Origin of the sequence: Mucilaginibacter aquatilis, assembly GCF_009755275.1 — a bacterium.
Taxonomy (GTDB): domain Bacteria; phylum Bacteroidota; class Bacteroidia; order Sphingobacteriales; family Sphingobacteriaceae; genus Mucilaginibacter; species Mucilaginibacter aquatilis.
In genome coordinates this window covers 523216-535325 of sequence record NZ_WQLA01000001.1, presented here as the reverse complement: position 1 = coordinate 535325, position 12110 = coordinate 523216, and the positions used below count along the sequence as shown (strand labels likewise).

Annotated in this window: 9 protein-coding genes and 1 tRNA gene; 8 read left to right on the top strand and 2 right to left on the bottom strand. The window is 39.4% G+C overall.

The genetic code is table 11. The features are described 5' to 3' along the window. The first annotated feature begins 330 nt into the window (after positions 1–330). Positions 331–1338, top strand: a complete 1008-nt coding sequence (locus GO816_RS02510) for a glutamine synthetase beta-grasp domain-containing protein (RefSeq protein WP_157539771.1) — start codon at positions 331–333, stop codon at positions 1336–1338. Between the two features lie 442 nt (positions 1339–1780). Here GO816_RS02510 and GO816_RS02505 read toward each other — a convergent pair whose 3' ends face one another. Continuing rightward, the gene (locus GO816_RS02505; protein WP_157539770.1) at positions 1781–2299 is read right to left on the bottom strand and encodes a GNAT family N-acetyltransferase; all 519 of its coding nucleotides are present in this window, start codon (positions 2297–2299) and stop codon (positions 1781–1783) included. 53 nt (positions 2300–2352) lie between these two features. Beyond that, positions 2353–2973 carry a phosphatase PAP2 family protein gene (locus tag GO816_RS02500; protein WP_198171401.1) on the bottom strand — a complete coding sequence of 207 codons (621 nt, stop codon included), beginning with the start codon at positions 2971–2973 and terminating at the stop codon, positions 2353–2355. 211 nt (positions 2974–3184) lie between these two features. Here GO816_RS02500 and GO816_RS02495 point away from each other — a divergent pair, with 211 nt between their 5' ends. The 7 genes from GO816_RS02495 (at position 3185) to GO816_RS02465 (ending at position 11583) form a co-directional block, all read left to right on the top strand. Beyond that, positions 3185–4492, top strand: a complete 1308-nt coding sequence (locus tag GO816_RS02495; RefSeq protein ID WP_157539769.1) for a Pycsar system effector family protein — start codon at positions 3185–3187, stop codon at positions 4490–4492. A 5-nt stretch (positions 4493–4497) separates the two neighbouring features. Then, positions 4498–6522, top strand: a complete 2025-nt coding sequence (ppk1, locus tag GO816_RS02490) for a polyphosphate kinase 1 (protein WP_157539768.1) — start codon at positions 4498–4500, stop codon at positions 6520–6522. 32 nt (positions 6523–6554) lie between these two features. After that, positions 6555–7421: an SdiA-regulated domain-containing protein gene (locus GO816_RS02485; RefSeq protein ID WP_157539767.1), complete on the top strand. Its 867-nt coding sequence runs from the start codon at positions 6555–6557 to the stop codon at positions 7419–7421. A 75-nt stretch (positions 7422–7496) separates the two neighbouring features. After that, positions 7497–9842, top strand: coding sequence for a GAF domain-containing protein (locus tag GO816_RS02480; protein ID WP_157539766.1), 2346 nt, complete (start codon positions 7497–7499; stop codon positions 9840–9842). A gap of 162 nt (positions 9843–10004) precedes the next feature. Beyond that, complete coding sequence (locus GO816_RS02475) at positions 10005–10841, top strand: MBL fold metallo-hydrolase (protein WP_157539765.1); 837 nt, start codon at positions 10005–10007, stop codon at positions 10839–10841. Positions 10842–11073: 232 nt separating this feature from the next. Next, positions 11074–11439, top strand: coding sequence for a response regulator transcription factor (locus GO816_RS02470; RefSeq protein WP_157539764.1), 366 nt, complete (start codon positions 11074–11076; stop codon positions 11437–11439). Between the two features lie 71 nt (positions 11440–11510). Then, positions 11511–11583 (top strand) — tRNA-Lys (locus GO816_RS02465). Positions 11584–12110 lie beyond the last annotated feature (527 nt).

Below are 12110 nucleotides of genomic sequence, written 5' to 3'. Positions count from 1 at the left end.
ACTAAAAATGCATGTGGATATATTTTATTGGCCATTTAAAACAAAAGAATTTAATTGAAGCGATTCTCTAACCTGGAAGCAGCTTGATTTTTATTTTTAAAATGGCATATCAGGTTAAGAGCGAATAAAATTTGTGATTATTTAAAAATCGAGGAAACCATATATAATTTTGGAAGAATGGTAAATTTTTTAGAAATATTTTAAAATAAAGTTTGAATTTTAACAAAAATTTTAAAGATTTGATGCGGAAAGTTTATATTCGCAATTAAATAAAAAACTTAAAACATAAAACTTATATAGTTTTCCTTAATTAGTTAATAACCTACAAAAATGGCATCAAAATTAGAGTACATTTGGCTGGATGGTTACAAACCCACCCAAAGTTTACGTAGCAAAACCAAAATTGAAAAAGATTTTTCAGGAAAACTGGAAGATTGTCCTCTTTGGAGCTTTGATGGTTCGTCAACCGAGCAAGCACCGGGTGGTTCTTCAGATTGTATCTTAAAACCGGTATTTATCTGTGCCGATCCGCAAAGAAAAGATGGCTTCCTGGTAATGTGCGAAGTACTATCTTCAGATGGTAAACCACACGAGTCAAATGGTCGTGCTTTAATTGAAGATGACGATAACGATTTTTGGTTTGGATTTGAGCAGGAATATTTCCTTTGGGATCCTGAAACCAACAAACCATTAGGTTTTCCTGTAAATGGTTACCCAAGCCCTCAAGGTCCTTACTATTGCTCGGTAGGTGCTAACAATGCTTTCGGTCGCGAAATTGTTGAAGAACACTTAGACGTATGTTTAGAAGCGGGCTTAAACGTTGAAGGTATCAACGCTGAGGTTGCTGCAGGTCAGTGGGAGTTCCAAATTTTCTCAAAAGGAGCTAAAGATGCTGGTGACCAAATTTGGGTAGCCCGTTACTTATTAGAAAGAATTGGCGAAAGCTACGGTGTATCAATCAACTGGCACTGTAAACCATTAGGTAAATTAGACTGGAATGGTTCAGGTATGCATGCTAACTTCTCAAACACTGTACTGCGTACAGCTGCAAGCGAAGAGACCTACAAAAAAATCCTTGAGGCTTTCCGTCCGGTAGTAAAAGAACACATCGAAGTTTATGGTGCTGATAATGAGCAACGTTTAACCGGTAAACACGAAACTGCTTCTATTCATGATTATAGCTATGGTGTATCTGACCGCGGTGCGTCGATCCGTATCCCGTTATACACTGTACAAAAAGGCTGGAGCGGTTATCTGGAAGATCGTCGTCCTAACTCGGCTGCCGATCCGTACAAAGTTGCTGCACGTATTATCAAAACCGTTAAATCGGCTCTGTAATAAAAATTATTGTAAATTGAGGCTAAATCCCCCGGCAGCGAGTGCTCGGGGGATTTTTCATTTTAAATCCTATGCGAAACGTGGCTGTAAACAAAGGTCATCAAATCAATCTTTGCAGAGCATAACTATAATAGATTGCCTTAGTCTTTGCAGTATCAAGAAACTTATAATGCAATTTGCGTTAGGGATAGAAGCGAAAAGCCCGGAATAAAGCGATAGCGAAATGAGGACTTGTAATGGATAGCTCGCGCCGTAGGCAACGTACAAGACGTTAATACTATATCAAATGTTTCAATTGTCTTTACACTCAAACGCAATACTACAACTCACATTTGCAGTAGCTTCCTACTGAACTCTATTTTAATTGAATTTAAATATACCATCGTACCTGCACCCACTAAACTGCCCTTGGCTACATCGCTTAGGTAATGCAATTCTCATTTTAAAGTTCCTTACGCATCATAATATCGGTTTGTTCATCATCACCCATTTTGAAAATGTGTTTATCGAAAGCTTCAAACCCATTTTTTTCGTAAAATCTGATAGCACGCAAGTTTTTTTCCCACACGCCCAGCCATACGTAAGTATTTGCTTGTTGGACTGCAGTATCTAAAGCTTTATTTAGCAGTAGTTGTCCAACTTTTTTGCCGAGATAAGCGCTTTTTACATAAATGCGTTCAATTTCCAGCGCATTCGTGTCTTGTTCTTCCGTTTGGGCCAATCCCGTATTCAGTTTTAAGTAACCTACCGCAACGTTTTCATCCCAGGCAATGTAAAATTGTGAGCCTTTGTTATGGAGTTCGTTGGTTAATTTATCTTCGTTAAAACTGGCTTCAACATATTGAGCCATATTTTCGTCTGAATTGCTTTCTGCAAATGTTTCAATAAAAGTTTCTCTACTAAGTGCTTGCAGCGCTTTTAAATTTTTAAAATCCGCTTTTCTAATATCAATATCATTCATAAGTAAGGTAATTGTGGGCTTACTGAATCCGTACGCAGTATGAAGCCTTTTATTTACTGAACTCTGTTTCTAATCGTATTTAAATATACCGCCGTACCCGCACCCATTAAACTGCCTGTGGCTACATCGCTTGGGTAGTGCAAGCCCAGGTACATACGCGAGTAAGCAACTGAACCGGCCCATAGTGCAGCAGGCGCAATCACATACCATTTAGGATATGCAATAGACAATGATGTTGCGGTACTGACGGCTGATGATGAGTGTCCGGATGGGAAAGAGTAATCGCCGGCAATGTAAACAGGTATAATCCTGTAATTTCCTCTGAACGGCCGCGGACGTTTCAATAGCTTTTTGATTAGCAATACGGCACCGTATGATAGTACAGAGCTGCTTGCTACGTAAGCCGCGTTTTGCCGCATTTCCTTATTTCCACTTATAGCTCCTCCAATGAGTAAACTGGCCGGTACTAAGGCATTGCCGTACAAGTTGGTCTTCGACATAAAGTAATAAAAGTCGGTACGCGGAGGAGTACGGTTTTCAGACAGGTTAACCATAATATCGGTATCAATTTGCCGCAAAAACGTAGGTTGAGATAGCTGGGCACTTGCCGAAACACAAGTTGCCAGTGCCGTTGCAATGGTTAAAATATATTTACCAAAATCTAGTTTGTTCATTATAAGTGAGATGATAGGCGTCGCAGTAAAAAGGGTGTTAAAACTGCAATAAATTATAAGCGCATACAGTTAACTAAACGCTAACATAGGCATACTGTTGCATAAATAAAATCGTAATTTATTACCTTTAACAAGCGTTTGTTTTTACAAGCATAACAATCTGAAAACCATATAGCCAAAAAAGTTATTATACAGCAGTTCAACTTCACAAATGGCAACCATAAATTCATCTATCAATTACCAGCAGCTGCTTGAAGATATTAAACAGCAGGTTACTAAATACTTTAAACTTCGTAACAACGAAGATTTGCTTTATCATAATCGTACCCATACTGAAAACGTAGTCAACGCCGCTATACAATTAGCAAATCATTACCAGTTAAATGATCATGACTTTTTTGTAGTAACTGCGGCTGCATGGTTTCATGATGTGGGTTACATGGAAGATAAAAACAACCATGAAGAGCATAGTGCGCGCCAGGCTGAAGATTTTTTAAAGGCCCACTACGTTGACGATAGTACCATTGGCGAGGTAAAAGGCTGCATAATGGCTACAAAGATGCCGCAAAAGCCTGAAGGTTTGTTGCAAAGTATTATTTGTGACGCTGATGTATTTCATTTGGGTACGGCCACCTTTAATGACAATAACAAGCAAATGCGTAAGGAGTGCAAGCTGGCATTTAACTATGATTACAGTAAACAGGAGTGGAGAGAAAAAACCATAAGATTTATGGAAATGCATCACTACCATACTGATTATGCAAAGTTGCTGCTTGATGATCAAAAAGCTAAAAACCTGCAGGAGCTTAAGGCAAAGGTTGAGGCATGGGATCAAAAAAATAAACCGCAGGTGCCTGTAACTAAGGTTACCGAAACAACAACAGTAACTGAAACAGAGCACTCACAACTGTTTTTCACGCCAAGCGAATCGGCCAAGCCAACTGAGGTATACACCGAAAAAAATGTAAAAAAGAAAGATAAGCCCGAAAAAGGTATTGAAACCATGTTCAGGGTAAGTTCAAGCAATCATCAAAGGTTGAGTGACATGGCCGATAATAAGGCCCACATCATGATTACCGTTAATTCCATTATCCTTTCGGCAATAATTAGTTTGCTGCTTCGCCGGCTTGAAGATTACAGTTATCTTATTATTCCAACGTTTATCATATTGATGGTAAGTTTAACCACTATGATATTTGCCATTTTAGCTACACGTCCGTCAATTCCTGAAGGCCGCTTTACAGCGCAGGATGTTGATGAAAAAAAGGTAAATCTGCTGTTTTTTGGAAACTTTTACCGTATGAATTTGCAGGAATATATTGCTGGCATGCGCAATGTAATGGCCGACAGAGAGTTTTTATATGGCAGCTTGATTATTGATGTGTATTCACAAGGTGTGGTTTTAGGCCGTAAATATCGTTTGCTGCGCATCTCATATAACATTTTCATGTTCGGGCTTATTGCATCGGTTTTAGCATTCATTATTGCATCAGCTATAAACGGTAACGGTAAGCACTAATTAATATGTATAGCTATTTCAATCGTGATCTTAGCTGGCTTTCTTTTAACGAGCGTGTTTTGCAGGAAGCTGGTAGAGAAAGTTTGCCTTTACTTGAACGGGTAAATTTTTTATCAATTTACTCATCAAACCTCGATGAGTTTTATCGGGTTCGAATGCCTGTACTGGCGGCGTTGCACAAAATAAGTAAGCGCAAGGGTACCGAAATTGATGCTGAGATTGAAAATGAAGAATACTTGCAAGCCCGCGAGCAGATACAGCAACAGCAGGAACTCTACGGGAAAATCTTAACTCAGGACATACTTCCGCAGTTGAAAAACGAAGGTGTTGACATAATATATAACTGCGATTTACCTGATGCTATACAGCAGCCAACTACCGACTACTTTTTAAGCCAGGTAATGGCATTTTTGCAGCCGCTTACTATTACCGAAACTACCACCTTTTTTCCCGAAAATAATAAGCTCTATTTCCTGATAAGTTTGGGCCAGGATGACGAGCTGGTGGTACTGAACATTCCGTCTGATGATTTGCCTCGTTTTTTTAAGGTAGAAGACAACGGCAGACAATACATTATATTTTTAGATGATGTAATAAGGTATAATCTTGATAAGGTATTTACTCAACAAGTAAACGGTTGCTATAGTTTTAAGGTGACACGCGATGCGGAGTACGACCTTAAAGATGAGTATAACGGCGATATGGCCGATGTGCTGGAGAAGCAGCTTAAAAAACGTGATTATGGCCTAGCTACACGTTTTTTGCATGAGCCTGGACTGCCGCTACGCACCTTGCACCAAATAAGCAGACTGCTGGGCATACGTGAAGGCAGTTTAATGCCGGGCGGACGATATCATAACCTTAAAGATCTTGCATCGTTACCTGCTGAAGGGGCGGGATTAAAAATAAAGCGCTGGCCCGCATTGCGCATGAATGAAATGTCAAACGCGCCGTCGCTTTTAAATGCCATTGGCAACAAGGACTTTTTGCTTAATACGCCGTACCAAAGTTATGATATGGTGTTGCGTTTTTTTAATGAAGCTGCTATACGTGCAGAGGTAGAAGAAATTTACGTTTCATTATACCGTGTTGCGAGTGATTCTAAAATTGTAAATGCACTCATCAGCGCAGCCAAAAATGGGAAAAAGGTAAATGTATTGGTTGAACTTAAAGCACGCTTTGATGAGGCAAATAACATTAAATGGGCTAAAAAACTTAAAGCAGCCGGTGCAAAAATAATATACAGCGTAACGGCGCTTAAAGTGCACGCCAAAATAGCTTTGGTTAAACTGCGTGCAGGCGAGCGTATGCAATACAGAGGATTGCTGGCTACGGGTAATTTTAACGAAAATACAGCCCGTTTCTATACCGATCATATTTTGTTTACGGGTAATCATGATTTGCTACGTGAAATGGAACTTGTTTTCATTTTTCTTGCAAAAAAGCAAAAGCCGGCTGATACCGATGTTATGCCGTTTGAACATTTACTAGTTGCCCAGTTTAACCTGCAGGAGCGTTTTTTGGAGATGGTAGATGAAGAAATTCAGAATAAGCGGCAGGGCAGGGAGGCATTCATTACCATTAAGATGAATAACCTTGAAGAAGAGGTGCTGATAAATAAATTGTACGAAGCCTCAAACGCAGGGGTTAAAGTGCAGCTTATAGTACGGAGTATTTGCAGGCTTATTCCGGGTGTTAGCGGGCAAAGTGAAAACATTAGCGTAACCCGTATTGTTGACCGTTACCTTGAACATGGCCGCATTTTTATTTTTTGCAATAACGGTAGTACCAACGTTTACATGGGATCGGCAGATTGGATGAACCGCAATATTTATCATCGTATTGAGGTTTGCTTCCCTATTAAAAATGAGGAGATCAAAAATCAGGTTATTTCCATGATTAATTTGCAACTCAGGGATAACATGCAGGCGGTTCATTTAGGCACACAATTAACCAACATACCTGTTAAACAAAACGGAGAAGAAGCTGTAAGCTCGCAGCAAATGATTTACAATTTGCTGCACAAATAAACCAAGTGAAGCAATTAAAAGCAGTTTTTGAAATGAAGAATTATACAGCCATTGGCTTGCTGACACTATTTATATTAATGAATTTTTCGTGCGCACAAAATCAGCAAACAAAATATAGCAGTCCAAAGGGATATGACCTTAATAAGCCCGTGAAGTATAAAATGCCCGACGATTTGCTTGAAATTTCGGGAATTACCTTTAGCAAAGGAAATGCTGACAGGTTTTATGCCATTCAAGATGAAGATGGTAAGCTGTTTTACGGCAAACTTGGCGATACCCGCGTAAGCCACACTAAGTTTGGCAAGCATGGCGATTACGAAGACGTAGCCATAATGGGCGATAAGGTAATTGTGCTTAAAAGTAATGGTAAATTATATACGTTCCCGTTAGCCGAAATTGATGAGCAGGAGCTTACTCATGTACAGGAACTGGTTGATTTGCTGCCGGGCGGTGAGTATGAGAGTATGTATGCAGATGAAAGTGCAAAAAAGCTTTATGTGTTATGCAAAAACTGCGATGATGAGCGTACCACAAAAAGCAGCACCGGCTATGTGTTTAATGTGCAGCCAAGTGGCGTAATTGAGCCTGCAGGTAATTTTAAAATTGAAGTAAAGCAAATTACAAAGCTTATTAAAGATAATAAGATCAAATTCCGTCCATCGGCAATGGCACTCAACCCCATTGACAAAAACTGGTACATTGTTTCGGCAGTTAACAATTTACTTGTAGTTGCCGATGCATCTTTCAAAGTAACGGCCGCTTATCCGCTTGAACACAAAAACTTTTTGCAACCTGAAGGCCTGGCCTTTGATTCAAAAGGCAACATGTATATATCAAACGAAGGCGATGAATTTAGCAGGGGTAGCGTACTGAAATTTAATTATTCGGGAGCCAAGTAAAAAGTAATTACGTAATTAATAATGCAATCAATTTTATAGTTGAATTGGTTGTATAAGTTAATTACCAAAGGGTATATGCAAAAAGTATCATATTACATTAATGAGCATTTGGCGGGCAAAAATCCTGTAGAGGCTACTTTGTCATTCACTCCGTTTGTAAACCATCTTGAGCATCATATCCAGTCGGCAGATTCTATCAAGGCTAAATTTTACTCTTTCGCGCTCGACCATTTTAAAGGTACTGCAAATGATGAAGCTACTGCTTCAACTAATGGATACGACACCTATGCGCTAGAATTAATTTACAGTGCACTATCGCCCGTTTTGCAAAGCGAAGATAACTGTCTTTGGGCGTTAAGCACGCCAGTACCCAATGAGATACTATATAGTACCGACGCCTTTCATAATCTCATTACCAGCAAAGGTATTGAGGAAGCATCATCATCAATAATAACCAATGACGATGAACTGCGCCGCCAGCAACTGGAGTACGTTTACAGGCTTATTTTAAAGCGTCTCTATCATTTTTCGTCGGTATTAAGCAGTAATGTATATTACACTTACCATCATCCTGTAACAGGCTTGTGCAGGCATTATCATATACATGTTAACACCAGTTTTATTGACATACAGGTAAAAGGCCCGCTTCCTGATCTTGAATTTGAAACTATTGAAAATTACCTTCAGGATGATAACGGGGGTGTAAGCATATTGGCCGAAATACTTCCTTTGAGCTTGTTTAAACTCGAGGGGTTTTCAGTTATTACCCTGGAAGATGTTACCGCCCGTAGGGCCATTGAAGATATTCGTGATGCAATCAATGAGTCTGCAGAAGACCAAAAAGCACTATACCAAAAGGTAATAGATTCGCTTAAAGTATTAACCGAAAACACAGAGGTTAAATTTGGTTTGCTGCCGTTTTTGAAATTAAACGGGCAACCCTTATTTGATCAGTCATCTTGCTCAGAAAGTATTTTGATACAATCGGCCTCTAAGTATGGTGTTGCCGAGGCTGCCTATCATGCCTTGGTTACGCGTTACGAAAAAGAACCGAAAGCGAAATTTTTTAGTTCAATAACCGAAGCACTCGAAAACAAGTATTTCTTTTTAAAAGTATTGCGCGAGTCGGGTATTAAGTCATACGCCGTCATCCCTGTTTTCCATAACAAGCACATAGCAGGTATTATGGAAGTTTACTCGGAGAAAGAGCTTGTGTTTTATGAGAATCTGTTGTCGCGTTTGGAATTTGCTTTGCCCCTGGTTGCCCAACTACTCCAAAACACCATAGAGTATTTTAACGATTGTATTACTGATGTAATCAAGGAGAAGTTCACTTCTATTCAGCCTGCTGTACAGTGGAAGTTTAATGAAGTTGCCTGGGATTACATCAAGAACCCTAACCGCCGCAGAAAGAAGAAAGAGCAAAATGATATCACTTTTAAAGATGTTTTCCCTTTATATGGTGCTATTGATATCCGTAACTCAACCATGGAGCGCAACATTGCCCTGCAGCAGGATATGCGCCGTGTTACCAAGCTACTACTTAAAATTTTGCTAACGCTTGATGAGCAATACCCTAACGACCGCTGGCAGCCTTTGATTGATAAAGCTAACAACTGGTTGCAGGTGCTGCAAAATCCTATCAACGCCGGCGAAGAGGTAACCCTTAATGCTTTTCTTGAAGATGAAGCCGGTAAGGTGTTGAGTGATTTTAAGAACGGAAATTCGGAAAGTGCCGAGTTGCTTGATCGTTACCTGGAAATGATATCGCAGGAGAATGATGGTCCGGCGTTTACACAACGCAACCGGCTCGAAAATGCTATGCAAACCATTAATCATTGCATAAATAAGTATTTTGAGCAGGCTCAGCATCGTTTGCAAAGCATATATCCTTGTTATTTTGAAAAGTTTCGTACCGATGGTGTTGAGTATGATGTTTATGTTGGCCAAGCCATATCGCCGCAACAGTCATTTTCTCATGATTGTTTAAAGCAGATGCGTATGTGGCAACTAACCTCCATGGTGGAGGTTGCCAGTCAAACCAATCAGCTGCTTGAGCGCTTACCGGCCGTTTTACAAACTACCCAACTCATTTTTATACACAGCATGGCAATTGATATTTGCTTTAGGAACGATGAACGCCGCTTTGACGTGGAAGGTGCCTACAACATAAGGTATGAAGTAATTAAAAAGCGTATAGATAAGGTAATGCTTGCTGATGGATCAGAAAGGCTTACGCAACCCGGTAAAATTGCCATTGTATACTTTACCGAAGAAGAAGCCAAGGAGCAATTAGAATATATTAAGGAGTTGCAAGGCAAAAACCTAATTAAGCCCGAGGTTGAACACCTGCAACTGGAGGAACTTCAAGGAGTAGTTGGCTTAAAAGCATTGAGATTAAGCGTAAATTTTGAAGCTTGATTTAGTAGTAACGCAGTAAAAAGCATGAATAGCGTTGTTACAAAGATTCTACTAAGTAAGTTAGCTACGGGTGTTTAGCCCAAATTGCATTGCTAAGTAAGTAAGGAAAAATATTGAATAATTGTTAAGTTTTTATCGCCAAAACCGTTACTTTGTAACTGAATGGCGCTTTATATAACATCACTTAATTCGGGCAGCAACGGTAATTGTTATTATGTTGGTAATAAGCAGGAGGCTGTGTTAATTGATGTTGGCATATCATGCCGCGAAGTAGAGCGCAGAATGTTGAGGCTAGGACTTAACATACAAAAAGTCAAAGCTATTTTTATATCCCACGAGCATTCAGATCATATAAGGGGCTTAACCGTATTATCAAAAAAATATCAGATTCCGGTTTACATCACCGCAGCAACTATGCATTATGGCCGGCTGTTTTTAGAGTCGCACTTAGTTATTCCCTTTAAAGCTTATGAACCGGTTTTAATTGGCGGGCTCAAAGTAAACGCCTTCCCAAAATATCATGATGCAGCCGAGCCGCACAGCTTTTTAGTTAGTTGCTGTAACGTTAACGTCGGGGTGTTTACCGACATTGGAGCCACTTGTCAGCATTTAATAAAGCATTTTAACCAATGCCATGCAGCGTTTTTGGAGGCAAATTATGATGAGGCTATGCTTGCAAGTGGCAGCTATCCATATCATCTGAAAAAACGTATTAGCGGCGGCCGTGGGCATTTGTCAAATCATCAGGCATTGGAGCTTTTTAAGCAACACCGGCCACAATTTATGAGTCACTTATTGTTAGCCCACTTATCAAAAGACAACAACTGCCCTGATGTTGCGAGGAATATGTTTTTGCCGCATGCTCAGGATACTCAAATCATTGTAACATCACGTTACCAGGAAACGCCGGTGTATCAAATTAAGCAGGAAGCCGTTATTACTGTATCAACGTACATTAGTCAGCCACCTGCAATGCAGGCACAATACTCCTTGTTTTAAATACATGGTAACGTTTTGCCGCGGGCTTTTGCTAGTTTATATGATGTTGACCCCAAAAGCGCTACAGCAGACTTAGCTATAACACAGATAAAAATTTCACAAATATTTTTATTACTTTTGTACTAATTAAAAAATCTGACTTCATAAGCTTTGACTTCCGAGCGTTTGCAGAAATTTCTGTAATGCATCTGCTACTTCCCTTACAGTTTTTTTATAACAACTATTGCAAATTATGCTCAAACGTATACTAGTACTTGACGACAACATGGACATTCTTGACATTGTTCATGAAGTGCTTACTTATGAGCAATTTGAAGTAAAATCAACTTCGGACAGTAGTGGTATTATCACCATAGCAGAAAACTATAATCCCGACTTAATCATCCTCGATTTTAAATTGATGGACACTAACGGCGGTGATATATGCCGTAGCATGAAATCTCACAAAATTTTGCATAAAACGCCCGTTATTATCTTTTCTGCTTACACCACCAATAACGTTGATTTTTACAGTTTTGGCTGTGATGCTGTTATTGCAAAACCATTTGATTTAACTGAGCTAATAAACACCGTTAATCAATGCCTTAGTTTGAATTGATTTTAGTAATCAAACTTGTTAGCGAGTATAGCTGGCATACAGCAAAACCATTATATTAGCAACGCTAATTTGACTCCGTAGCTCAGTTGGTAGAGCAACTGACTCTTAATCAGTGGGTCGAGAGTTCGAGCCTCTCCGGGGTCACCCGAAACGCTGTTTTCATACGCGAAAACGGCGTTTTTTTGTTAATGGGTAAAGCTATAGGTGAAATTTGAGTGATACGGAATGAATGTGATTGAGCCAGTTTGATCATTGGCCAATAGCTTAACACGCTGTTAACCAACTTAGATATAGGGATGGTAAAGACATGATGTATTCTGTGATGTCCTACATCACAGAACTTAAGAGGCATGCAGTGAAGGATGACTACAGCCAATTGAATAGTGACCAAAGCAATAAAGTATTATTTGGGAGCCTGAGCAATGGAAATCGGGCAAACAATGTTAAATGTCTTAAATAGCACAGTTTCGAAAGAAGATGGATATAAATCCATATTTCGTCTTCTGTAAGCATTAATGTGGCAAATTCAGAAAAGATATAGGAAAAATGACCACGTCTATCGAATAAAAGACCGTAACTATAAAGAATTTAGTGCAGGAACAATTGGAGTTGCAATGAAATGGATTAAATATATCTCTTAACGAGAAATATGTGCCACGCATTATGTCAGG